Origin of the sequence: Streptomyces asiaticus, assembly GCF_018138715.1 — a bacterium.
Taxonomy (GTDB): Bacteria; Actinomycetota; Actinomycetes; order Streptomycetales; family Streptomycetaceae; genus Streptomyces; species Streptomyces asiaticus.
The window spans coordinates 4,468,135-4,491,875 of record NZ_JAGSHX010000006.1; the positions used below are offsets into that span (position 1 = coordinate 4,468,135).

Genomic DNA, 23,741 nt, shown 5'->3' on the forward strand with positions numbered 1-23,741 from the left:
CTCTCGCCTCGAGTTGATCACAACCTCGACCAGTGGTTTTGTCACGCCCATGATGATCTGCGGCAGCAAGATCACCACAACGGGAGCCGAGAGGGTGAACTGACGCTCCGTGACCGGCGTATCCCACTACGGCAGTCACCGCTCGCTCGACGTCGTCACCGCTCGACCATCACCGACCACCGGGGGACCGTCCATGCCCAACCGCTCGCCGCGCGCCGCCGCCCGATCCGGGACCGCCCTCGTCTGCGCCCTCGGCGTCACCCTCCTCGTCCTCGCCACCGCCGGCTGCGAGGACGACACCGCCGCGTCCGGCCGACGGCAGCCCGCGACCCGTGCCGACATGGCGGCCGACAGCGACGGCGGCAAGACCCTCCGGCTCGGCGAGCCCACGTCGGTCACCTACAAGCGCGGCTCGGACCATATGCGCGGCGCCCTGCGGGTCACGGCGGTGAGCGTGCGCAAGGGCACCCACGCCGAGTTGCGGACGGCGGGCGCGGAGCCGTCCGACGTACGGACCACCCAGCCGTACTACGTCACCATGACCTTCGAGAACATCGGCGAGAACTCCCTCCACTACCCCTTCCTCAACACCCCCACCGGCCTCGAGGACACAAGCGGCGTGGACGACCAGCCGCTGATCACCGGCGACACCGAGGTGGCGGCCTGCCCGGGCAAGGACCCGGACGACTTCGCGGTGGGGGCGAAGATCTCCCTGTGCAAGGTGTTCCTGGTGCCCAACGGCATACGGCCGTCGGTGGTGACGTACAGCACAGGGGATGACACCAAGCGCCCGGTGGGCTGGAAGGTCAAGCGCTGACGGCGGCGGGGCCCTCGGCGCGACCGAACGACCGAGGGCCCGGCACTGAAGAAACGACCGAGGGCCCGGCACTGAAAGTGCCGGGCCCTCGATACCTGAGTAGCGGGGACAGGATTTGAACCTGCGACCTCTGGGTTATGAGCCCAGCGAGCTACCGAGCTGCTCCACCCCGCGTCGATGAACGTAACTGTACGGCGTTCTCGCCGCTAAGGGAAATCCATACCGCCGCCTCCGGCCGACCACTCAGAAAACCGCCTCTCAGAACACCGCCTCGACCAGGGCCGAGACAGAACCGACGACCGCCCCGTACCCGAGGACCGTCAACAGCGGCCACGGAACGGGCCGGGGAACGAGCACCCGCCAGTGGAAGCCGTAGTCCCGGTACTCGGCCATCCCCTCCGTCCCGGGCAGCACCATGAACCGGGGCTGGACCGTGCAGAACAGCCACCAGTCCAGAACCACCAGATCGAAGAGGACGAGCGCGAGCCAGACGAGGGCCCCGAAGACGAACGCGCGCCAGAAGCCGAGCCCGCCATCGGCCCGGCCACGCAGATCCATCAGACCGACGACCGGCACGGCGATGAACACCACCGCGTTCAACGCCCCCATGACCCCGGCCGCCCGCTTCCCCCGCGCGCTTTGCGCGCCATAGCGCTCCCGGATCGTCGGCGAATAGTCGTCGACCAGCGCGTCCCTGGCCACCAGCAGCCCACCGACGATCACCGCGGCGAACAGCACCACCAGCACAAGAGCACAGACAAGGCTCACCCCGACCAGCTGCCACCAGCTCATGGCACCGCAGCATAGAGCAGGAACTTAGGTTTGCCTAACCTTATCGTGCTCGGTAGCCACTCCACTCCGACGGCCCGCCCCCGGGCATTAGCGGAGCGTTAGCCGTACGGCGATGGATCAACAGCGGTGACCGGCAGCCTTGTTCTCACGAGCCCGAACCACCACGCCGCGAGACATCACGTCGCGGGACACCACGTCACGAGAACGGGGAAGACCATGTCGCACCGCACCGCCCTCCGCCACAACCGCCACGCCCGCAAGGCCGCCGCCGCCATGATCATCGCTGTGGCCGCGCTCGGGCTCACCGCATGCCAGGACGGTGAGACCGACTCCTCGTCCTCACCCTCCGCCTCCGCGAGCGCCCCGCAATCCACCGCGCCCACGGCGAAGGACCAGGGCCAGGACCAGGGCCAGGACCAGGCCAAGGACACCGCCAAGGGCACCCCCAGGAAGCCCGGGATGAAGTGCACGAACCAGATCGACTACGCCGGGGACCCCAGGGACAACGCCACGATCAACTCCATCGGCAACGACACCGGCTACTGCCCGCCCATCCAGAAGGACGAAACCTCCAAGGGCACCCTCAGGAAGGGTGACATGAAGTGCACCGACCAGATCAACTACGCCGGCGACCCCAGGGACAACGCCACGATCAACTCCATCGGCAACGACACCGGCTACTGCCCGCCCATCCAGAAGGACGAAACCTCCAAGGGCACCCTCAGGAAGGGTGACATGAAGTGCACCGACCAGATCAACTACGCCGGCGACCCCAGGGACAACGCCACAATCAACTCCATCGGCAACGACACCGGCTACTGCCCGCCCATCCAGAAGTGAGCTCCTGCCGTGACGCCGGTCGGCGGCCACGGTCGCGGTCACAGTGCGGGCGGAGTCGCCCGTACCAGGCCCGTCTGGTAGGCGATGACCACCAGTTGGGCGCGGTCGCGGGCGCCCAGCTTCGTCATCGCGCGGTGGATATGGGTGCGCACGGTCAGCGGGCTGAGCGTGAGGACCTCGGCGATCTCGGTGTTGGACTTGCCCTCGGCGGCCAGGCCCATCACCTCGCGCTCGCGGCCAGTGAGCTCCGACAGGCGTTGTGGGGGCGCGAGGTGGGCGTCGGGGGCGGGGGACATGAGGAAGTTCGTGATGAGGGTGCGGGTCGCGGCGGGTGACAGCAGCGCCTCGCCGGAAGCCACCGTGCGCAGACCGGCCAGCAGGGTGTCGGCGGTGACGTCCTTGCCCAGGAAGCCGCTGGCACCGGCGCGCAGCGCCTGGGCGACGTAGTCCTCGGTCTCGAACGTCGTCAGGATGAGGACGCGGGTGGCGGCCAGCTCCGGGGCGGCGCAGATCGCGGAGGTGGCGGCGAGACCGTCCGTGCCCGGCATCCGGATGTCCATGAGGACGATGTCGGGGTGGTGGGCGCGGGTCAGCTCCAGCGCCTCCGCGCCGTCCGACGCCTCGCCGACCACCGTCATGTCCTCGCAGGAGTCGATCAGGATCCGGAAGGTGGCCCGCAGCAAGGTCTGGTCGTCGGCGAGCAGCACCCTGATGGTCATGACTCTTCTCCTCGCGCTGGAGCGTCTGTGGCGCCTACGGCCGCTTCGGATGCCGAGGGGTCCGTGGGTGCCGAGGACTGAAGCGGCAGCGCGGTGGTGACCTCGAAGCCGCCCTCCGGGCGCGGTCCCGCGCAGAGTTCGCCGCCGATGGTGCGGGCGCGTTCACGCATGCCCATGACGCCGAAGCCCCGGCCCGGCACGGCCTTGGCGGCATCGGTGGTGCCGTTGGTGCCGCTAGTGCCGGTGGTGCCGTTGGTATCCGGGCCGTCGTTGCTGACCGTGATCAGCAGGCGAGATCCGGAGTAGGCCAGACGTACCTGCGCGGAGTCCACGGCGGCGTGCTTGGAGACATTGGTGAGCGACTCCTGCACGATCCGGAACGCGGTCAGGTCCACCCCGGGGGAGAGCGGCCGGACCTCCCCTGTCGTGCTGACCGTGACGGCGAGCCCCGCGGACGCGCACGCCGAGACCAGTTCGGGCAGTCGGGCCAGGCCGGGGGACGGCTCCAGCGACGCCGAGGCCGGGTCGTCGTTGTGGCGCAGCAGCCCCAGCGTGGCCTTCAGCTCGCGCAGCGCGGAGGACGTGGTTCCGGTCAGATCGGTGAGGATCTTCTTCGTCTGCTGCGGACTGGTGAGCACGAGGTGGGCGGCCGTACCGGCCTGCGCATTGGCCAGGGCCATGTGGTGGGCCACGACGTCGTGCAGCTCGCGGGCGATCCGCATGCGCTCCTCGGTGACGCGCAGCCGTGCCTCCTCCTCCCGGGTGCGCTCGGCGTGTTCGGCGCGGGCCTGCACCGATGCCAGGTAGGCGCGCCGCAGCCGGGTCATGTTGCCGGCGGCGAGCGGCAGCAGCAGCCAGAAGAAGGGGCCGATCGTCCGGAGCACCAGGGACATACTGTCCATGGAGTCGGAGACCGCTGACGCGACCATCAGCGCTGCCATGGCGGCGACGCCGAAGACGCGTGTGGTCTTGCGGTCGGTGAGCGTGGCCAGCCAGTAGAGCGCCGCCATCACGGGTCCCAGCAGCAGGGGGGTCAGCAGATACCCCAGCGAGATCGCGATCACGGTGCAGACCGCGGTCACGACGACCGCGGTGCGCGGATGGCTGCGGTACTTCAGCAGGGCGAGGCAGGACACACCCATGAGGGCGGTGGCGGCCCTGTCCTGGTCGGGTGGCTCGACGCCGGGCAGGGTGAGGTTGCTGCCGAGGGCCGCACAGCCCATCAGTGACAGGACCAGCACCACGTCGATGACGTGGGGGTAGCGGTCGGAGTACTGCTCGAAACGGTCCGTGTAACGCTCAAGGCTGGTGCTCATCGGCTGGGCTCTCCGCTCGGTGCTGTGGGCCATCGTGACCGATTCGGTGCTCTGTGAGCCACTGTGACGGGTTCGGGGCTCTGTGGGCCGCCGGGACCGATTCGGTGCTCCGGAGCCACCACGCCCGTTCCCCGCGCGGACCGCCGCCGGGGCCGCCCGTGTCGTTCACCACGGGCGGCCCCGGTGGGGGCGGGTCGGGCGGTCGATCAGGTGCGGGCCACTTCCCGGCCGGTCGCCCCGGCCGGTTCCGGATCCGATCCCGGTCCCGATCCCGCATCCGACTCCGACCCCGGCCCCGATCCCGCATCCGGTCCCGAACCCGGTCCTGATTGCGGCCGGCGGTCGAGCGCCTCGCCCTCCACGTCGACCTTGGGCAACAGCCGGTCCAGCCACTTCGGCAGCCACCAGGCCCGGTCGCCGAGCAGGGCGAGCACGGCGGGCACGATCGCCATCCGTACGACGAAGGCGTCGAACAGGACGGCGGAGGCGAGCCCGAACCCGATCATCTTGACCATGGAGTCGCTCTCGCCGACGAACCCGGCGAACACCGCGATCATGATCAGCGCGGCGGCCACCACCACGCGCGCGCTGTGCCGGAAGCCGGACGTGATCGCCTGGCCGGGTCGCTCGCCGTGGACGTACGCCTCCCGCATCCGCGAGACGAGGAACACCTCGTAGTCCATGGCCAGGCCGAAGATGATGCCCACCAGGAAGATCGGCATCAGGCTCATGATCGGGCCGGTCTGCTCCACGCCCAGGAGTCCGGCGCCGTGGCCCTGCTGGAAGACGAGGACGACCACGCCGAGGGAGGCCAGCACCGACAGCAGGAAGCCGAGGGCCGCCTTCAGCGGGACGAACAGGGACCGGAAGACCACCAGCAGGAGCACGATCGCGAGGCCCACCACGACGACCAGGTAGGGGATCAGCGCGGACTGCACCTTGTCGGAGACGTCGATGTTCAGCGCGGTGGTACCGGTGACCTCGAAGGTCGCCCCGGTCTCGGACTCGACCCCGGGCCGCTCGCCCCGAATGGTCGTGACCAGGTCCTTGGTCCTTTCGTCGGTCGGCGCCGTGGACGGCACGACCTGGAAGACGGCCGTGTCACCGGCCTCGTTGAAGCGGGCCGGGGAGACGGAGACGACGCCCTCGGTGCCGCCGATCTCCTTCGCGACCCTGTCGGCGGCGCCCTTCGGGCCGGTGTCCCCCTTCGCGCCCGTCGCGCCCTCCGCACCCTTCGCGCCCTTCGCGCCCTTCGCGCCCTTCGCATCCTTCGCGTCCACGACGACGGTCAGCGGCCCGTTGAAGCCCGGCCCGAAGCCCTCGGCGAGCGCGTCGTAGGCCCGGCGCTCGGTGGTGGAGGTCGACTTGGCCTCGTCCCCGGGCATGCCGAGTTGGAGGTCCGTCACCGGCACCGCGAGGGCCCCGAGGCCCACCACGCCGAGCAACAGCACGGGCAGCGGACGCCGCAGCACGAACCGCGCCCAGCGGCTGCCCCCGTTGTCCCGGGTCCCCTCGTCCTCGATCCGTCCGCTCCTGCGGGCCCGCCGCCGGAGCACGGCGTTCGGCCAGAAGCCGAGGAACGCCGGGACCAGCGTCAGCGCGACCAGTACGCCGACGACGACCGCGCCCGCCGCGGCCAGGCCCATCTTGGTGAGCATCGGGATGCCGACCACCGCGAGTCCGGCCAGCGCGATCACGACGGTGAGCCCGGCGAACACCACCGCGGAACCGGCCGTGCCGACCGCCAGACCGGCCGCCTCCCGCGGCACCCGGCCCCTGGCGCGCTCCTCGCGGTAGCGGGAGACGACGAACAGGGCGTAGTCAATACCGACCGCGAGCCCCAGCATCATCGCCAGGGTGCCAGTCGTCGTGGACAGGCCCAGCGCCTGGGACAGGGTCAGGATGGTGGCCATGCTCACGCCGACGCCGATGACGGCGGTCAGCAGCGGCAGTCCGGCGGCGGCCAGCGAGCCGAAGGTGATCAGCAGCACGACGGCGGCTATCGCGACACCGATCACCTCGGCCGCGCCGCCGGGCCCGGCACCGTCGTCCATCGCGCTTCCACCGGCCTCGACGGTCAGCCCGGAGTCCTGGGCCGTGTGGATGGCCCGGTCCAACTGGTTCTTGCTGACGTCGGTGAGGTCGTTGGCGGCGACCTTGTAGGTGACCGTCGCGTACGCCGTCGTGCCGTCCTCACTGACGGCCTTCGCCCGGAACGGGTCGACGGCGCTTGCGACCTGTGCCCCGTCGCCCAGATCGGCCACGGCCTTCTCGACGGCCTCCCTGTTCTCGGTGGCGGTGACCTTCTCACCGCTCGGCGCGACGAAGACGACCCGGGCGGTCGCGCCGTCGGCGGAGGCCCCGGGGAAGCGCTGTTCCATCAGGTCGAACGCCTTCTGGGACTCGATGCCCGGCATCGAGAACTCCTCGTCGGAAGCCCCCGAGGCCTTGAGCGCACCCAGCCCGACGGCGGCCAGGACGGCCGCCCAGACCAGGGCGACGTACCAGCGTCGCCGGAAGGCCAGACGGCCCACTTGGTAAAGGAATGTAGCCACGACAGGAGGTCTCCACATCTGGTGCCGACTGTCCGCATCTGGTGCCGACCGTCCGCCCAGACTCTCCGGATGCGGGCCGCCCTGTCGTCGTGCGCCTGCCGACATTTCGCACTACTGAGAACGCAGTACACACCGGCCGATCGGATCCGCCGCTGGTACGACACATCCGCCCGAGCCCTCGCTGAATTCCGTCTCCCGCGGCCCTTCCAGGGGAATGATCTTTATACTGCGGGACTATTTCCGTGAGATGGCAGGCACCGCTGCCCGAGCGCGGCCGCGGGGGTTTCAGCGATGAGCAACCCGACCGTGTGAAGTCGAAGCTGGCCAAGATCGAGAGGGGGGAGACCATCCCCACTCCTGGAAGCAGGGCGGGCAGCGAAGACCGCGACATCCATGACGAGGAGTGGCGGGCACACGATCGCCGCGGCCCCTACGGACAAAGGCGTCGCCGCAGGAATTGACGCGACGCAGCCGCGCCGCCAAGTACCGATGAAGTATTTCAGGCGTGCGCGATCGCGCAGGCACGCGCGCCCGCGCCCCCGGTGGGCGAAGGGCCCACCGGGCGCGCGGAGTGCGGAGTTCCGTGGCCGCGACATTCCGTGGCCGCGGCATTCCGTGGCTTACGGGTGGTACTTCTCCTCGACCGTCTCGGCAGCGCCGGACTTGGGGTTCATGGTGACCCGGACGGTCACGCTGTTGGTCTTCGCGGCCTTCTCCAGCTGCTCCACGGTGCACTTGGAGGTGCCGTAGCCGTCGTCGCCGATGGACACGGTGCCGCCGTCGTCGGAGCAGATCGCGGCCGCGCCGAGGATCCGCGTGGCGTTGGAGACCAGGAAGGCCTGCTCCATATCACCGCTCTCGGGCTTGATGGTCATCTTGCCGGGCGCGAGGTACTTCAGCGTGCCGACGTACATACGGTGGTTCCCCGCGTTGGCGGCGCCGCCCCCGTTGCCGCCACCCTTGCCGCCGTTCTGGCCCTGCTTGCCGCCGTTCTGGCCCTGCGAACCGGAGTTGTCCGAGGAGGAGCCGCTGGTGGGCTGGGCCGACGCGGACGCCGACGCCGAGGAGCCGGAGGAGTCGGCCCCGGAGTCTTCCGGCCCGCAGGCCGTGGCCCCCAGGCTGAGCGCCGCGGCAGCGACAAGGGCGGCGGCGATACGGCGGCCGGCACGGCCGCGGAAGCGGTTGGTGGTGGTGGTGTTGTTGTTCATCGTGACCTCGCGTTGCTGTGTTCTGCCGTCTCGCTCCCGGACGACAATCAGCTTCGGAGATCGCGTTGGCGTTCTCCTAAGATCGCGTTGGCGTTCCGCTAACGGACAACTAATACGTTGCAGCGGCGGCGCATGCGGTGGCCCCCAGGCCAGGTCTCCCGCCGAACCGGGTCCCGGCGCAGCGAGTCGCTGACCGCCCAAGTGGCGCAGCAGCACGGGCGGCAGCGCCTTCCCGTTGATCGACAGGCAGACCCGAAGCGAGTAGCGGTACACGAGAGCCGCCGGCCGACCGAGGACGGCCAGACGACCGACCGAGGACGGCCAGACGGTCGGGCGAGGACGGCCAGACGGTCGGGCGAATTATCTGTGGCCGGAACGGAAATCAATGAGCATTGAGCCCTCCACCCCATTGTGCGAAACAGCATTTTATGGCCCGCTCCGCAGGCCGATACGGTCGGATTCATGGAGTGGAATTTTCTGACGGCCGAAGAACTCGCGGCTGCTTTGCGTGCCGGTGAAGTGACTTCGGCGGAACTGACCGACGAGGCGATCGCCCGTATTGAGCGGGACGACAAGGCGATCAACGCGATCTGTGTGCCGGACTTCGACCGTGCGCGGGCCGCCGCGCGCGATGCCGACCAGGCGCGCGCCCGCGGTGAGGACCGGCCGCTGCTCGGCATTCCGGTGACGGTCAAGGAGTCCTACAACGTCGCCGGGCTGCCCACGACCTGGGGCATGCCACCACACCGGAACTACCTACCGGCCGAGGACGCGGTGCAGGTGTCGCGGCTCAGGGCCGCGGGCGCGGTGGTACTCGGTAAGACCAACGTGCCGATGGGGCTGCAAGATATACAGAGCTTCAACGAGATCTACGGCACCACCAATAACCCGTGGGACCACGGTCGTACGTCGGGCGGCTCCTCCGGCGGATCGGCGGCGGCCCTGGCGTCCGGGTTCGGCGCGCTGTCCATCGGCTCCGACATCGCCGGTTCATTGCGCACCCCCGCGCACTTCTGCGGTGTCTACGCACACAAGCCGACACTCGGGCTGGTGGCGAACCGCGGTATGGTCCCGCCGACCGCACCGGCCTTGCCGGCCGCACTCGACCTCGCCGTCGTCGGCCCGATGGCGCGCACCGCCCGCGACCTGACGCTCCTGCTCGACGTCATGGCCGGACCGGACCCGCTGACGCTCGGTGTGGCACACGAGGTGACCCTGCCGCCCGCCCGCCACGAGCGACTCCGCGACTTCCGGGTCCTGGTCCTCGACGACCATCCGCTCATCCCGACCGGGTCCGCCGTGCGGGCGGGCGTGCACCGCGTGGCCGACGCGCTCGTCGACGGCGGCGCCCGCGTCGAACGGCACAGCCCGCTGCTGCCCGACCTGACCGAAGCCGCGGTCCTCTACACGCATTTGCTGTTCTCGGGCTTCAGCGGAAGTTTCCCCCTCGAAGCCTACGAGCGGCTGCGGGCCCAAGCCGCCGGACTGGACGCGGACGACCAGAGCCTCGACGCGGCACGGCTGCGCGGCATGGCGTTCAGCCACCGCGACTGGATCGAGGCCGACAGCCGCCGCGAACTCCACCGCCACGGCTGGCGGCAACTCTTCGCCGAGTTCGACGCCGTGGTGTGCCCCATCACCCCCACCCCCGCGTTCCCCCACGACCACAACCCCGATCTGATGGAACGCCGAATCGACATCGACGGCACCGACTGCCCGTACCTCGACCAACTCGTCTGGGCCGGTGTGGCCACCATGCCCGGCCTACCCGCCACCGCCATACCGGCGACCCGCTCCCCCGAGGGCCTACCGGTGGGAGTCCAGCTCATCGGCCCGGCGCTCGAGGACCGCACCCCGCTACGGCTGGCCGAACTGCTCGAGCAGAAGATCGGCGGCTTCCAGGCACCGCAGTAGGGCCGACCACGCCCCACCATGGGCGGTCGGCGACCGGTGGAGCGGTTGTCCGGTCCGACCGGGTGACGCCGCGCGCGAACGGGTGATTCAGGTGCTTTTCCTGTTGCCAGGCGGAAAGGAAAAAGTGGCATTCATGCGCGAATAACACGCATGAGCACCAGGGAGGAAACATGCCGATACAAGCGAACGCGCTCGTGCGCGGCAGCTCGGTGCTGGTAACCGCCGCGGCGACCGTCGCCATGCTGGCCACCCCTGCCGAAACCACCGAAGCCGTAGCCCACGGCGGGCGGCCAAGTGACGGGCGGGCGGCCGAGACCAGGCAGATCGCGTCCTCGGTCCTGGACGCGGACCAGAACGTCACGTTCACCCTGACCGCGATCCGGTCCGCCGTCGACCCGCTGAGGGCCACCGTCCGCCTGAAGGCATTCGTCCGGCAGCACGGCCGGCTCGTGCTGTCGGATGAGGTACGGGTCGGTGCGGTGGACAGCTTCTTCTGGTTCCCGGTCACCGGAAAGGGCGCGATCTGCGAGTTCTCGACGGCGAGCACCAACCCCGCACCCGTCACCACAAGCCTGCTGATCACCCCGGCGATCGGCTGCTCACCACCCCAAAGCTTCGAGCTGCGGGACGGGAAGTTCAAGGCTGACGGCCACAGCGCGCGGACCCCGCACGGTGGAGTGAGCACTGGCGGCGGCGGCACGGCCGGACGGACCGCCACCCGGGGAACGCCGACCGGCATGTAGGGCGCCACCCCCGCACGGCCTGCCGGTCGCCTTCGTGGCGACCGGAGCCAAGCCCGTTGAACCGGGGCATCCAATCGCACACGCAAGAGGCCCCTTTCGATCACCGGAAGGGGCCTCTGAGCTGATGCGCGCTCGGCAGGATTCGAACCTGCAACCTCTTGATCCGTAGGTTCGGGCAGGGTGCTGATGTAGACCTCGGCCGTGGTCCGGCCTGGTGCTCATGGCGGGCCGATGACGGGCGTCATGTGCCGTCGTTGCCGTCAACGTTGCCGTCATCAGGCGGTATGTCTCTTCAGCTGGAGCGCGCCGGGGCCTGCGGTTTACCCCGATTGCCGACGATAGATTCTGTCCGGTTCGAATACATCCATGAAGCTGGCTTTTGCCTCGCTCGATCGAGCGATATGCCCGGTTGGGAACCTCGCGCATGAGTGGTCCCATGACCTCTTCGCAGCAGCGTGAGCCGTACCCGAGCGACCTCTCCGATGCCCGCTGGGCGTTGATGGAACCGACCTTGACGGCCTGGCGGGCCGAGCGACAGAAGACCTCGCTCAACCTTGGCGGAAAGATCACTGACCTGCGAGAAGTCATGAACGCGATCCTCTTCCTCAACCGGACCGGCGTCCCCTGGCGCTACCTGCCCCACGACTTCCCGCCGCACACCACCGTGTTCGGCTACTTCAGCGCCTGGACCGCCGACGGCACCATCGAGAAACTCGGCCTCCACCTGCACCAGATGGTCCGTGAGCAGGTGGGACGCGCCGCCGAACCCACCGCCTGCGTCATTGATGCCCAGAGCGTCAAGACCGCTCGGTCTCCCGCTTCGTCTACTTCGTCACCTTGATCCCCTCGTACGCGGTGGACTTCGGCGCCAGGCAGACGAACCAGTCGTAGGGCGAGTGCTTGGGGCTGTGGATGACCGGAACGGCGACGTTCGTCTCGGTGGCCGCGGACGCACGGCCGACCTTGGTGGACGTGCCGTCCTTCCAGGTGCAGGTGACCTCCCGGGCTGTCTTGGCGACCTGGCCAATCACCAGGCGCTGCGAGGCCGTGCCGTTCCCGGGGAGCAACGGCATCGAGACGGTCCCGAACTCGCCGCCGGACAGGACGTCGTCCTCAGGTACCAGGTCGTCCGCGATCTGGGTGGTCCTCGCCTCTTCACCGGTGACCCGGTGGACGAAGTGCGCGACCTTGCCCACCAGTTCGGAGGCCGTGGAGACGTCCTCCGGGTGCTCGCCGAACTCCGCCATCGCCGCCAGGGTGGCCTTGGCCTCCGCCGTGTCCGCCGGAGCCTTCCACACGTCGATGTACACCCTCCACGGCACTCCCGCGTCGGTGCCGCTCGCCAGGGTCGTCCGCATGTGCGGCTCGGGGGTCGTCCGCATGTGCGGCTCGGACGCCTCCGCGCTGGCGACCGGCCGGCTCGCCGACGACACCCCCCGGTCCCCGTCACCGGACAGCCCCGTCAGCGCCAGAGTCCCCGTGGAGCCGGCCACGACCAGGGTGGTGGTCGCCACGACCGCCCAGCGACGGGCCTTGCGGCGGCGGCCGCCGCGAATCAGCGCCTGAGCGGGGGCTATGCCGATCTTCACCTCGTCGGCCGCGTCGGCCAGCAGGAGTGCGATGTCGTGCTGTGTCATGTCGTGGCTCGTCTCCCAGTCCGCGCTTTTCACTTTCGTCCTCCCTGCGTCACTGTCTCCACCAGTCCCGATATGGCGCGCAGCTTCGCGATCCCCTTGGCTGCGTTGCTCTTCACCGCGCCGACCGAACAGCCCATCGCCTCGGCCGTCTGTATCTCGGTGAGGTCCTCCCAGTAGCGCAGGACCACTGCTTCCCGCTGCCGTGTCGGCAGTTCGGCCAGCGCCTTCAGCAGCGTGTGGCGGTCGTCGGCCTGGGCGATCCGGTCACCGGTGTCGGCCACCTCGTGTGTCAGGCCCGCGTCCTCGCTCCTGGGCACCAGGAACTCCCGCAGTTTCCTGCGGTACCTGCGGGCATGCGCGTTGATCATCACTCGTCGTACATACGCCTCCGGGTCGTCGGCCGAGGCGACCCTGTGCCAGGCCACATAGGCCTGTTCCAGCGTCGACTGGACCAGATCCTCCGCGGCGTGCTGCTCCCCCGTGAGCAGGAATGCCGTGCGCATCAGCCGCGGCCAGCGGCCGACGACGAAGGCCTGGAACTCTATGTCCCCGGCCTGTTTTCGAACCCCCATGAGCACCTCCTAGATGTTCACAAGAGGCCATGAGAGGCCGAGACCGTTGCCTCACCGCGGAATCTTTTTCCGCGTTCTCGTCGGGGCGGGGCTGCCTGTTGACGAACGATGGACAGCTGCACCTCTACCGGAAGCAGATCGCCCGGTCATCCAGACCGGTGCAACCGGCATGCACAAGATCTTCGACGCGTCCCAGAACCCGTAGTCACGCAGTTAGTCACGCAACGAAAACAGGGGCCCCGAACTGGGGCCCCTGAGCTGCGCGCTCGGCAGGATTCGAACCTGCAACCTCTTGATCCGTAGGTTCGGGCAGGGTGCTGGTACGGGTCTCGGCGACCTTGCGGCCCGTTGTTCGTGGTGGGCCGCTGACAGCTGTCATGTGCTGTCGTTGATGTCAGCACTGATGTCATCCAATGCTGCCGAGCATCGAGCACAAGACACAAAGCCCGTGCGGCAATGTCGTCCTCGCCAACCCACCCTACGATGTGTTCTGGACCACACTCGAAAATGGGCATTCACTCTGCGTGACGCATTTTTGGGTCGATTTGCAAGGGTATCCGCAGGGCAATTCGTCCGGCCAGATCGGTTCCACCACTATCCACAGGAAGGCGGTTGTCCACAGACTCGGCCCTCTTGCACCGTATGTGTCACCGCCATACGTCAACCTGCTGGCGTCCAAGAAAACGAGGGCGCCCGAGCATCTTTGGCGAGAGACGGGCGCCCCAAGAGCCAAGGAGACAAGCGTGTCCAACCTGGCCCTCTGCGCCCTCCCTCTCTACAGGGAACGGCGCGCACTCAGGACTGTCGCACAGGGCACTGACAGCGGCAATTGGATGATCATCGTGGGTGTGGTCGTGGCCTGTGTGATCAATGGAGAAACGATCTCTGCTGTCCTCGACCAAGGCACTCGGGCTATAACAGCAGTTGTGATCTTGATCCTGGTGCGCGCAACGCTCCGGAACGATGAAGGAGTGCTGCTCTCCCATCACGTTCGTCAAGGAGTAGTGGGGAGCATCGGGAGGTAATACGCCGATGTAACGGGCGGCCCTTGACCAACACTTCTTGATCAGGGGCCGCTGCCCTGCGTGCAACAGCGTTTTCTCCACGGGCCTGCCATCACTGGCCGCAGACAGACCGCGTCCCGGTAAGACGCACAGACGGGCCGAGGTGTGATACTCCGACCAGCGTGAACCCACTGGGGAGAGCACCCGCATCCGGCCAGCTCGTTGCGATTGGCCTGAGCGACGTCGGGGTGACGGACACGTCGATAATCACGCGGTCCAGCACGTCAGCAAACAACGGCACCGCTTGGTTAGAGGTGCCTTCGATCAGCACCATACGTGCTCCCGCCTCAGTCAAGGCATGCAGGGCCTTCTCGGGCTCGTCGCCGAGCGGGGGAAGCGGTACGTAGAAGGCATCTTCACCGTGACCGCCTGGCACGCCTTCCTCAATCGTCCCATTACGCCGAATTACCAGATCGTGCGTGCGGCGAAGCTCGATCACGGCCTGGTCGTCCTCCTCGACGGCTCCAGCGGTGTACGCCCAGGTGATGTGCGGCCTACCCGTACGCAATGAGTGCAGCCACGGGCCGAGAACGAGCAGCGCTTCTTGCTCCAGGACGCCGCGCTCTACCTCTATGCCGGCCTGCTCCAGCACCGCCGCGCCACCCTCTCCGCGTGAGGTGGGGTCCATGACGGCCATCAGGACGCGGGAGACCTTCGCATCGATGAGCGCTTGTCGGCATGGCGGGGTTCGGCCCTGGTGGTTGCAGGGCTCCAGGGTCACGACCGCTGTGCCGCCCTCGGCCCGCTCCCCCGCCGCGGTGAGCGCGTTCACCTCGGCGTGGTGGTCTCCCTTGCGGAGGTGGTATCCCTCACCGACCGGTACGCCGTCGCGGTCGAGGATCACGCACCCGACGGGTGGGTTGGGGCTCGTGGTCCCGAGGCCCTGGGCAGAGATGGCGATTGCTCGCCGCATGGCCGTCAGTTCGTTCGGCGTGGCCATCAGAACCCCGCGTTCTCCTTGACTGCGTCGAGTAGATCCCGCACAGCGGGAACATTACTCGCCGCCGCGAGAGCGTTGACCGCCGTCACTGCCTAGTGCGGTCTGGAAGGTGGAGACCGCCCGGTCCGGCCGGGACAGGTTGAGCCAGCAATTCGCGCGCTGGATTTCGATATAGCTGGACGTGCAGAAATCCCCGTGGCCGGATCGGGCGTCACCGGAGGATTCAGCGATAGCGGCGAACTCGTGGGCCTCGTCCAGCTTCCGATGACAGGCGATCTCGTCCCCGTCGAGCGCAAGTCCCTGCGCCTCCTGCTGAATGGCGGCAGCCTTCATCGGCCGGGAGAGCGCTCGTTCGTGGCGCTGCACGGCCTGGGCGAGTCCGATGGCCTGGCCTGCGTTCTTCTTCCCCGCCGCAAGCTGGCTGCGACGGAACAAGGTCCACGAGAGCATGGCTTCGTCTCCGGCCTCCATGGCCCATTCCATGGCCCGACTCGTCCACGTCTCCGCGCTGGAGACGTCCATGGAGTCTTCGTGGAGCCATGCGGCGTACTCGGCGTACTGGGCCGAGAGCTTCAGCAGCTCCTGCCGGTGCTCGCCCCGACTGTCCTCCAGAAGACCTTGCAACATGTCGAGCTGCTGATGGACTCCCGCGAGGGCGTGACGCGGGCCGAAGAGGCGTTGGGCCCGCCACCCCCGTTGTGTCGCCCTGGCCCGAGCCGACTTGCGAAAGGCTCTGGCTGGTTGGGGGTTGATCGCGGTCGAAGAGGTCGCGCTGTTGGTGCTGTCCGAATTGATAACGAACGCCGTGCGTCATGCACGGGTGCCGGGGCGCCACATCGAGACGCGCTATCTGCACCAGGGCGACAAGGTGCGGATCGAGGTTCACGACGCGGCCGACCAGCTGCCAAAGCTCAGGACGCCGACCCCCGAATCGGTACACGGCCGAGGGCTGGTCCTGGTGGAGACGCTCACAGACCAGTGGGGCGTGACCCCACGGGCAACCGTGGGCAAGGCGGTCTGGGCCGTCTTCGCACTTCCTGCCGGCGAACGGGCCTCACTGTCCGATGGAGAGCGTAGAGAGGGGCAGTCGTGACGACCGCCGGAGACTCCGTGATACGGCAGGGCGATTGGACCCTGTGGACCTGAGCGCAGACGTCACCGGGAGTCCGCCGATCTTGGAGGCCACATGCACGACGTGTGACGACTCATCCGGGGCGGCTGAGGAGACGAAGCAGCCGGAGGGGTGTGGTGTCTGAGTCACGCGCATCAGACGGGCCACACGGGATTCCGGATGATCATCACGAGCTTTCTTCAGCGCGTCCATGGCAAACGTGGGCTCTTCCGCGACGGCTGCACGGGACCGAAGGGCGACGCCTGACGCGTAGCCCTTCAAAGGTTGGCCGGGGGCCGCAGTCGTGGAGGGACCGGCGGCTCCCGCCCTCAACGACTTCAGACCGAAGCCGGCCCCTCTCAAACCCTGGCAGGCGCGGGATGCAGGGTCGAGGCTCGCAGGCAGGCGGCAGAGATCAGGCAGTGGCCAGCAGTGGTGATCGCCGGGCCCCCTTCTGGCGCCTTCTGGTCCGCTTTGAGTACGGGTACTCAGGCATGCGAGGACCGTGCTGTGCAGTGTGAAGCCATGTTGAGCAGCAGATTAGGCCGCTGGGCAAAGGGCATCGTCGTCTCGGCGGCCGCGGCCCATGCGACGTACTGGGTCTGGGAATCCGCCAAACGGTGGGAGTCGGAAGCGCAACAGGCCAATCCGGACGCGGGGATCGGCGCAGGGTTCATCGAAGGGGCGCTGGCCACACTCGCCTGGTTGACACTGGTGCCCCTGCTGCTGTGGGCAGGGATGCGCTTGCTGCGGGAGCGAGACAATCAGCTGCTGGTGAGCATGGGATCAGCGGCGTGGATCATTCTCGGGCTCCAGCTGACCAGGGGCAGCATCAGCAGGACGGAAACGGAGCTGTTCCTTCTCGCGTTCGCTCTGCTCGGCGGCCTCCTGGCACGGTTCCGTCCCACCGCACCAGCAGACTGATCGCTCCGGAAGCTGATGTCACCGCATACGCAAGAGGCCCCTTCCGATGATCGGAAGGGGCCTCTGGGCTGGTGCGCGCTCGGCAGGATTCGAACCTGCAACCTCTTGATCCGTAGGTTCGGGCAGGGTGCTGGTACGGGTCTCGAAGGCCGTCAGATCTGTTGCTCGTAGCGAGTCATTGGCAGGCATGGTGCGTCGTCGTTGCCGTCAACATTGCCGTCACCCCCATCCTGAGACATCCGCGCGAGGCTAGGACGCGGATAGACTCTCATCCTCCGCAACTCGAAACGAGCGCCAAGACCGGATGGCTCACCTCCACGTGCTTCCGTAGCCGACTAAGTCCAAAATAGAGACATGTCACGGCAAAAAGCAGCGGAGATAGATACAATTTGTCGCCGCGCGCGAATTCTTGGCATGGGCTGCCGCCGACGATCACGGGAGCATGAGCTTTCATATTCGAGATGGTCGACACTTTCCTTAACTTTCGGCATTTCCATCGCAGTTTTCAGCGGAGCCGCAGGAACAACCCTTCTGGCTTCAGCGAAGCCTGGCAGCCCACTCTCCATCGTGGCTGGCATTCTCGGCGCGCTGGCTGTTGTACTGACAGCCGTCGACGCGAAATTCTCATCCACCGCCAAAGCCGAGGCTCACCGACGCGCGTTTGCCGGGTTTTCTTCCCTAAGGACTGACTACGACGATCTAGCCACAATGGGCGCACGGAGCACCGAAGAAGCACGAGGCAAATTGGAGCATCTAAACACGCGGAAGTCACAACTAGAAAAGGATTCGCCTCCCACAGAGCAATACGCTCGAAAGAAGCGCAGAAAGGACGAAGCTTCCCTCGACGAACGGGACTTCTCCGTACTCGAACCGTCAGCTCAACTGCCTTCGAGGTGACCTTGCTGCCAATAAAGTTCGCCAGCACCCCGGGCCATAGGCACACGCCCGTGCCGAGAGCCCTCTTCCTGCAAGCAGCGAACTACTGTGCGGGAAGTCCGCCGTGCTCCAGATAGACCGGTCGCCCCTGGGCTCGTGCAGCCATAGCCTGTTTCACACGGCGAGCGAGGCGCGGGATCAAGAGCTGATCCAGGTCTTCCACGGCGTGGAACTCGGCGGCCAGCAACTCGTCAGACGCGAGCTTGATCGACGCTGCCGTATCCGGGCTCAGCTCTCCGCCGTCGAAGAGATACAGGACCTTGTCGCCCTCGGCGTCGTTCGGGGCCCAGTCGACCACCAGGAGCGGCCCGATCGGGGGCCGGATCCCTAGTTCCTCCTCGACCTCGCGACGGCACGCGCTCAAGGGGGACTCCCCCGTCTCGATGTATCCGCCGGGGATCTCCCACATCGGCTTGTACGACGGACGGACCAGCAGGACGCGGCCCTGGGCGTCGCAGAACAAGGCGCCTGCCGCCATGCGCGGCCGTGCCATGCGCTCTACCTGCTCGCTCTCGGACATACCGCGACCCTACTGGTCGTGGTTCCGACCACCCGGAGGTGGGACGGCCACTACCAGGGTGCGGCCCAGCGTGTGACACTCGGCTGAGCAGAATGAGGTGATCAAGGTGCGTGGCATGACTGACCGCCGTCCGTTCGGCGCACGCGTGAAGTTCTACCGGGAACGGCGCGGCCTCCATCAATGGCAACTCGGCGAACTCCTCAACCGCTCCGAAGACTGGGTGTACCGCGTCGAGGCGGGCAAGATCCCAGTGAACAACATCAAGATGCTGGCGGACCTGGCGAACACCCTCCGGGTCCACGTGGAAGACCTGCAAGGGGCTCCGTCCCTGCTGGACGACCGCGAAGATCACGCGGGCAGCGTGCCCGCTATCCGGGCCGCTCTCATGCGTTCCCGACGGCTGGCCGGGTCTCTGTACGACGCCCGGGAACCGCTGCGCTTGGAACGTCTCGCCGTGGAAGTCGACGCCGCTTGGAGCCTCTACCAACATGGCCAGTACGCACAGTTGGCGGGGCGCCTCCCGTCGCTGCTGGCGGATGCCCGGATGGCCACGCAGGAGCATTCCGCGGGGAGGGACAAGTCCGAAGCTCTCAGGCTGTTCGCCCTGACCTGCCATGTCACAGCGGCGTTCCTCCGCAAGCTGGGCGAGACCAATCTCGCCTGGATCGCTGCGGACCAGGGCGATATCGCGGCCAGCGCCTCCGGCGACGTGGGAACCGTGGTCGCACTGCGCCGCTGTGTCGCCCATGTCCAACTCGGTGCCGGACTGGCGGAGGACGCGGTGAACGTCACGCAGGATGCCGCCGCCGATCTGCCGGACGGCTGGTGGGAGACCTCACCTGCTTCGCTCTCGCTGTACGGCACGCTCCTGCTGAACGGTGCTGTGGCGGCTGCGCGGCTGCGTGACCGTCCTCTGGCCGACGGCATGATCGCGCAGGCTCAGCAGGCAGCTGACCGGCTCGGGGGCGACAAAAACGAGATGTGGACGTCCTTCGGCCCGACCAACGTTGACATCCACCGCTTGGCGCTGGCGCTTGAGTTCGAGGACGTACAGCTGGCCGTGGATATAGCTCCCAAGGTGAAGCCCACCGGACTCCCCTTGGAGCGGCGCGCGAGGGCGCGTCTCGATGTCGCTCGGGCCTATGGGGAGGCCGGAAGGACAGACGAAGCGATCGATCACCTCAAGCGGGCGTATAGGAACGCCCCTGAGCAGATGCGGGCCCATGGTCTTGCCCGCGACCTGGCGCGTCGGCTGTACAAGCGCAGTCCTCGACGCGACGTCCGCGACCTCGCGTTGGGGCTCGGCGCGTTTGATTAATCACTGAGCATTTTCCAACCTCAGGTTGAGGCATGACGAAGGGCGGGGATGGTCTTCACGATGGCTGTGACCCGGTTGGTGCTACAGCGGAGTTTCCGCGGGAGGCGCCAGCCCCTTCAGGTCGGCCACTTGCTCGCCGAGGCAACGGATCCTGGCGTGGGTGCTGTTGTGCCGACGTTGCCGCAGCTTGATACGCAGGCCACGGAAGGGCGCCCGGGTGGTGCCGCCGGCGCCTCGATACGCCTTGTCCGCCCAGCACTTCACCTCCGCGTCGCGGGGGCGTAGTCACCGGCAGCACCCATGTCGTGGCGAGCGCCCGGAACGGTGGGTGAGGCCGCCAGCAGCCGACCTGCCGCATCGGCGATGACCTACCACGCCGAGCCGGGCTCGTCGGACATGGCGGCGCCGACCCGGCTGAGAGCTACCGCAAATCTGCGCACCGACCGGTGACCGGTCGGTGCGGGCTCGGTCTACCGGTTCGCGGCTTCGCGAGAGGCGATCCGGTTCGTGCGACCGACCGCGCGGCCCATCGCGTTGCGCACCGAGAGGCCCGGCCGGGTGCGGGGCACCATGAGCCTGGAGAGCAGACCGACGCGTCGCTGCCGCGGGCCTACCTCACGGCGGAGCCGCGACTCGTAGGCGGCGAAGGCGCGGGCGTGATCACCGGGATGGGCGGCGAGCTCTTCTGCGAGGGCGTACGCGCCCGCCATCGCCATGCTGGACCCGTCGCCCAGCAGGGCTGTCGCCGCCGCCGCGTCCCCGAGCAGTACGACCCGTCCGCGGGACCACGAGGGCACCCGGACGGTGGTCAGGGGGTCGAAGAACGGAGCCGGGTGGTCGAGGAACGCCGCCACGAGTTCCGGTGCCCGCCACCGCACGTCGGCGTAGGCGTCGGCCACGGTCTGCTTGTGAAGGGCGATGTTCTTGCGGTCGTGGGGCGCTAGCTGTGCAGCCCGGAAGGTGAAGATCGCGAGCGGAGTGGTCCGTGAGGGGTGGAGGACCAGCATCCGGTTCGGCACGGTCAGCATCGTCATCTCGGTCGGGTCCTCGATGGCGTCGGGTTCCAGCGGGACGGTCGCGCCGTACAGGCCCAGGTCGCTCGCGAACTGCCGCTCGGGGCCGAAGACCAGGCGCCGTACGGTGGAGTGCATCCCGTCGGCACCGACTACCAAGTCGAAGCGCCGTGGCGCGGACCGCCGGAAGGTGACGTCGACCCCTCCTCCGTCCTGGTCGAGAGCGGTGACCGTGTCGTCGAACAAGAACTCGGCCTCGGTCTGCGCCGACCGGTGGAGCACCTCGGACAGGTCGGCTCGGGTCACTTCGACCGTCGGAGTCTTGTCCGAGGTGAGCGGGAGTTGCAGGATTCGCCTGCCGCCGGGGTCGAGCAGGGTCAGCGACCGATTGCGGGTGGCGAGCTCGCGGAGCTGCGGGAGGATGCCCATGCGGTCGGCGACCGGGATCGCGGGCCCCTTCACGACGATCGCGCTACCACCGGAGCGCAGCTGCCGGGCGTGTTCGACGACCGTTGGCCGGTATCCATTCCGGGAGAGCCAGTAGGCGAGTGCGGGCCCTGCGATTCCGGCACCGACTATCAGCACCTCGGGTTTCTTCATGACGATGACCTCTCGGAGTGTCGATGACCAGGTCCCCGGTGAGTGCCGGGCCGGGCCTGAGGGAGCGGCGGCACGGGGCGGCGCACCGGACCAAGGTACGATCATTTTCGTACCTCAGGGAAGCACGCCCTTCAGGTACGATGCAAGTCATACCTGAAGGAGGTGCGGCGTGGCCGGGAGGAACCTGGTCGGCCCGGAGGTCGATGCGCTCGATCTGGGTGCGGTGTTTCGCGCCCTCGCCGACGAGCACCGTCGTTCGGTGATGACGGAGTTGGCCGCCGACCGCAGCGACAGCGAGCGGGGCTGCAACTCGTTCGATCTTCCGATCTCGAAGCAGACCCAGACCCACCACTTCCGGGTCCTGCGCGAGGCAGGTCTCATTGACGAGATCGACTACGGCAACCGCAAGGGCATCCGACTACGACGCGCGGACATCGAGAAGAGATTCCCCGGGCTGCTCACGCTCCTGGGCTCAGAGTCCCCGGGCGGTACTGCTCCTCGCTGAGCACAGCTGAGCACACCGGAGGGGAGTCCGAGTCGGCCCTGAGCCGCGAGCTCGGCCGAATCCAGCCCGCGCCCGGCTCGCAGGTAGCCGAGCACGACGCGGGCACGAAGGGGATCGGTGTCGCTTCGACCAACGTCCCGCGCTCGTGATCGGCGCCGAACTCTTCCGCACACTCCCTCACGCCCACACCCACTGAGGCTTCCTCAATGTGCATGCGGAGCAGGGCCACTGGGGGTGAGGGCGGGGTCCGGGCGTAGAGAAGCTCCTGGTAGACGGGTGCGTGTCGGGTCCAAGCCATCCTGCCAGGAGCTTTCCGCATGCTTGTGTACCCAGCCGGGGTCGATCTGTCCACCTCCGCTCTGCGCTTCCTAGCCCGTGAGTTGACCGCACGTCGTCTTGCGCAAGGGACACGATGGCGCCGGCTGGCCGCCGGACGGCAGGCACTGCTCGTGCTGGCTCATCTACGATGCGGCCATACCTACGCCCAGCTCGCCGCCGGATTCGGTGTGGGCACCACCACCGCCTACCGGTACATCGCCGAGGCCGTCGACATCCTGGCCGCTCTGGCTCCAACCCTCGCCGAGGCGGTGAGGACAGCCTCCGGCAAGGCGTTCGTGATCCTGGACGGCACGTTGCTGCCCATCGACCGGATCGCCGCCGACCGCCCCTTCTACTCCGGGCAACATAAGAAGCACGGCATGAACGTGCAGGTGATCGCCGACCCGGCGGGACGGTTGCTGTGGGCCTCGCCCCGCGCTGCCGGGATCTGTCCACGACATCAAGGCCGCGCGAACCCACGGCATCATCGATGCCCTGGCGGGGGCCGGGGTGGATTGCTGGGCCGACAAGGGCTACCGGGGCGCCGGCGGCACCGTGCGAGCTCCCTACTGGGGGCGCTGGGAGACTCTCTCCCCTGGTCAGCGGGCCGTCAACTGCTCACACGCGAAGATCCGTGCACTCGTCGAACAGGCCATGGCCACCCTCAAAACCTGGCGGCTCATGCGCAAACTGCGATGCTCTACCAGCCGCATCACCAGCCTCGTCCAGGCCGTCCTCACCCTGCACCTGACATGCACAAACTGAGGTTGGAAAAGGCTCACTGACGTCGCCGCATTGCGGGGTGGACCCGGAATTTTCTTCCGGGTCCACCCCTCGTTTTGTTTCTACGGTCTCTTCATCCAAGCCCGCCTGAGATGGGGAGGTCGCCCACCCGTGGATGTTGACCAGGTAGACGTAGACAAGATCGCCGAGACGATCGCCCGTGCCTTGGTCACGCGAACGGTGCTGCCGCCATACGAAGAGCTGTGTGGGCTGTACAAGGCACTGCTGGAGCATATTCAGACGCTGATGCCTCTGGCGGAGAAGCGGATCGACCGTCTGAACCGGGGCACCGTGGCCTGGTACTCGAAGCGCAGCAGGTTGAACACCATCCCGCATGAGGTGGCCCAAGGGCTCGGTTCCGGTCTGCGTTCAGCTGACTGGCACGTTCGGAGCCTGGGCTACACGTGTCAGTTCCTGCTCAACAACTCCGGCCTTGTTCAGGAGCACGACCGGTGATTTAGAGACCGGGCGGGGGCTGCTGCCCATGGGGAAGGAGCCGCAGCTCCCGCCCTCACACCTCCTGGGCGTGGTGACTGCGGGGCGGACATCGCCCCGTTCGCCTCGCAGATGTCACCCACCATGCCCAGGAGCGGCGG

General features: G+C 67.7%; 20 protein-coding genes, 1 tRNA gene and 4 pseudogenes. 13 read left to right on the forward strand and 12 right to left on the reverse strand.

The annotated features are described in order from the left end of the window. Nucleotides 1–109 precede the first annotated feature (109 nt). Nucleotides 110–817 carry a hypothetical protein gene (locus tag KHP12_RS26220; protein WP_308289508.1) on the forward strand — a complete coding sequence of 236 codons (708 nt, stop codon included), beginning with the start codon at nt 110–112 and terminating at the stop codon, nt 815–817. Between the two features lie 100 nt (nt 818–917). On the opposite strand, the gene KHP12_RS26225 is transcribed toward KHP12_RS26220, so the two are convergent. After that, nucleotides 918–991 (reverse strand) — tRNA-Met (locus tag KHP12_RS26225). An 84-nt stretch (nt 992–1,075) separates the two neighbouring features. Beyond that, the gene (locus tag KHP12_RS26230) at nt 1,076–1,609 is read right to left on the reverse strand and encodes a hypothetical protein (protein WP_211833835.1); all 534 of its coding nucleotides are present in this window, start codon (nt 1,607–1,609) and stop codon (nt 1,076–1,078) included. 216 nt (nt 1,610–1,825) lie between these two features. On the opposite strand from KHP12_RS26230, the gene KHP12_RS26235 reads away from it, so the two are divergent. After that, entirely contained in the window at nt 1,826–2,449 is a 624-nt protein-coding gene (locus KHP12_RS26235; RefSeq protein WP_211833836.1) for a hypothetical protein, read from the forward strand. 38 nt (nt 2,450–2,487) lie between these two features. Here the strand turns inward: KHP12_RS26235 and KHP12_RS26240 are convergent, their stop codons facing one another. From KHP12_RS26240 to KHP12_RS26255, 4 genes are all read right to left on the reverse strand, one after another. Next, on the reverse strand, nt 2,488–3,168 hold the full coding sequence (locus tag KHP12_RS26240) for a response regulator transcription factor (protein ID WP_037956727.1): 681 nt from the start codon (nt 3,166–3,168) through the stop codon (nt 2,488–2,490). Continuing rightward, nucleotides 3,165–4,484 carry a sensor histidine kinase gene (locus tag KHP12_RS26245; RefSeq protein WP_211833837.1) on the reverse strand — a complete coding sequence of 440 codons (1,320 nt, stop codon included), beginning with the start codon at nt 4,482–4,484 and terminating at the stop codon, nt 3,165–3,167. The genes KHP12_RS26240 and KHP12_RS26245 overlap by 4 nt, the downstream gene beginning before the upstream one ends. Nucleotides 4,485–4,690: 206 nt before the next feature. Next, nucleotides 4,691–7,039 (reverse strand): MMPL family transporter, encoded by a 2,349-nt coding sequence (locus KHP12_RS26250; RefSeq protein ID WP_211833838.1) that lies wholly within the window; start codon nt 7,037–7,039, stop codon nt 4,691–4,693. 620 nt (nt 7,040–7,659) lie between these two features. Then, on the reverse strand, nt 7,660–8,247 hold the full coding sequence (locus KHP12_RS26255; RefSeq protein ID WP_211833839.1) for a hypothetical protein: 588 nt from the start codon (nt 8,245–8,247) through the stop codon (nt 7,660–7,662). A 462-nt stretch (nt 8,248–8,709) separates the two neighbouring features. On the opposite strand from KHP12_RS26255, the gene KHP12_RS26260 reads away from it, so the two are divergent. From KHP12_RS26260 to KHP12_RS26270, 3 genes and pseudogenes are all read left to right on the forward strand, one after another. Next, nucleotides 8,710–10,161, forward strand: a complete 1,452-nt coding sequence (locus KHP12_RS26260) for an amidase (RefSeq protein ID WP_210609516.1) — start codon at nt 8,710–8,712, stop codon at nt 10,159–10,161. 170 nt (nt 10,162–10,331) lie between these two features. Continuing rightward, on the forward strand, nt 10,332–10,904 hold the full coding sequence (locus KHP12_RS26265) for a hypothetical protein (RefSeq protein WP_086883801.1): 573 nt from the start codon (nt 10,332–10,334) through the stop codon (nt 10,902–10,904). A gap of 436 nt (nt 10,905–11,340) precedes the next feature. Further along, nucleotides 11,341–11,733 (forward strand): annotated as a pseudogene (locus tag KHP12_RS26270) (transposase); the annotation flags it as partial. On the opposite strand, the gene KHP12_RS26275 reads toward KHP12_RS26270, so the two are convergent. The 4 genes from KHP12_RS26275 to KHP12_RS26290 all read right to left on the reverse strand — a co-directional run bounded on the left by KHP12_RS26275 (nt 11,729) and on the right by KHP12_RS26290 (nt 15,912). Then, the gene (locus KHP12_RS26275; RefSeq protein WP_208653133.1) at nt 11,729–12,541 is read right to left on the reverse strand and encodes a hypothetical protein; all 813 of its coding nucleotides are present in this window, start codon (nt 12,539–12,541) and stop codon (nt 11,729–11,731) included. The pseudogene KHP12_RS26270 and the gene KHP12_RS26275 sit on opposite strands and share 5 nt — an antisense overlap. Before the next feature lie 29 nt (nt 12,542–12,570). Then, the gene (locus KHP12_RS26280) at nt 12,571–13,113 is read right to left on the reverse strand and encodes a SigE family RNA polymerase sigma factor (RefSeq protein ID WP_086883799.1); all 543 of its coding nucleotides are present in this window, start codon (nt 13,111–13,113) and stop codon (nt 12,571–12,573) included. A 1,116-nt stretch (nt 13,114–14,229) separates the two neighbouring features. Further along, on the reverse strand, nt 14,230–15,117 hold the full coding sequence (gene ribD / locus KHP12_RS26285; RefSeq protein WP_211833840.1) for a bifunctional diaminohydroxyphosphoribosylaminopyrimidine deaminase/5-amino-6-(5-phosphoribosylamino)uracil reductase RibD: 888 nt from the start codon (nt 15,115–15,117) through the stop codon (nt 14,230–14,232). 54 nt (nt 15,118–15,171) lie between these two features. Further along, nucleotides 15,172–15,912, reverse strand: coding sequence for an NsdA family TPR-like regulatory protein (locus KHP12_RS26290; RefSeq protein WP_498073220.1), 741 nt, complete (start codon nt 15,910–15,912; stop codon nt 15,172–15,174). Here KHP12_RS26290 and KHP12_RS26295 point away from each other — a divergent pair. The 4 genes and pseudogenes from KHP12_RS26295 to KHP12_RS53450 form a co-directional block, all read left to right on the forward strand. Next, nucleotides 15,821–16,210 (forward strand): annotated as a pseudogene (locus KHP12_RS26295) (ATP-binding protein); the annotation flags it as partial. The gene KHP12_RS26290 and the pseudogene KHP12_RS26295 sit on opposite strands and share 92 nt — an antisense overlap. 144 nt (nt 16,211–16,354) lie before the next feature. Continuing rightward, a pseudogene (locus KHP12_RS53830) lies at nt 16,355–16,495 on the forward strand (DUF7848 domain-containing protein); the annotation flags it as partial. 258 nt (nt 16,496–16,753) lie between these two features. Further along, nucleotides 16,754–17,152, forward strand: coding sequence for a hypothetical protein (locus KHP12_RS26300; RefSeq protein WP_086883803.1), 399 nt, complete (start codon nt 16,754–16,756; stop codon nt 17,150–17,152). Between the two features lie 414 nt (nt 17,153–17,566). After that, a complete protein-coding gene (locus KHP12_RS53450; RefSeq protein ID WP_372455314.1) occupies nt 17,567–18,049 on the forward strand; it encodes an SLATT domain-containing protein in 483 nt (160 codons plus the stop codon). An 82-nt stretch (nt 18,050–18,131) separates the two neighbouring features. On the opposite strand, the gene KHP12_RS26310 is transcribed toward KHP12_RS53450, so the two are convergent. Beyond that, nucleotides 18,132–18,608, reverse strand: a complete 477-nt coding sequence (locus tag KHP12_RS26310; protein WP_086883795.1) for an NUDIX domain-containing protein — start codon at nt 18,606–18,608, stop codon at nt 18,132–18,134. A gap of 115 nt (nt 18,609–18,723) precedes the next feature. Here KHP12_RS26310 and KHP12_RS26315 point away from each other — a divergent pair, with 115 nt between their 5' ends. After that, a complete protein-coding gene (locus tag KHP12_RS26315) occupies nt 18,724–19,926 on the forward strand; it encodes a helix-turn-helix domain-containing protein (protein WP_208653132.1) in 1,203 nt (400 codons plus the stop codon). 470 nt (nt 19,927–20,396) lie between these two features. Here KHP12_RS26315 and KHP12_RS26320 read toward each other — a convergent pair whose 3' ends face one another. Next, a complete protein-coding gene (locus tag KHP12_RS26320; RefSeq protein ID WP_086883793.1) occupies nt 20,397–21,539 on the reverse strand; it encodes an FAD-dependent monooxygenase in 1,143 nt (380 codons plus the stop codon). A 169-nt stretch (nt 21,540–21,708) separates the two neighbouring features. Here KHP12_RS26320 and KHP12_RS26325 point away from each other — a divergent pair, with 169 nt between their 5' ends. The 3 genes and pseudogenes from KHP12_RS26325 (at nt 21,709) to KHP12_RS26335 (ending at nt 23,601) form a co-directional block, all read left to right on the forward strand. Then, nucleotides 21,709–22,044: an ArsR/SmtB family transcription factor gene (locus KHP12_RS26325; protein WP_030873914.1), complete on the forward strand. Its 336-nt coding sequence runs from the start codon at nt 21,709–21,711 to the stop codon at nt 22,042–22,044. Between the two features lie 317 nt (nt 22,045–22,361). Next, nucleotides 22,362–23,127: pseudogene (locus KHP12_RS26330) on the forward strand (transposase family protein). 129 nt (nt 23,128–23,256) lie between these two features. Further along, entirely contained in the window at nt 23,257–23,601 is a 345-nt protein-coding gene (locus KHP12_RS26335) for a DUF6415 family natural product biosynthesis protein (RefSeq protein ID WP_086883792.1), read from the forward strand. The last annotated feature ends 140 nt before the right edge of the window (nt 23,602–23,741 follow it).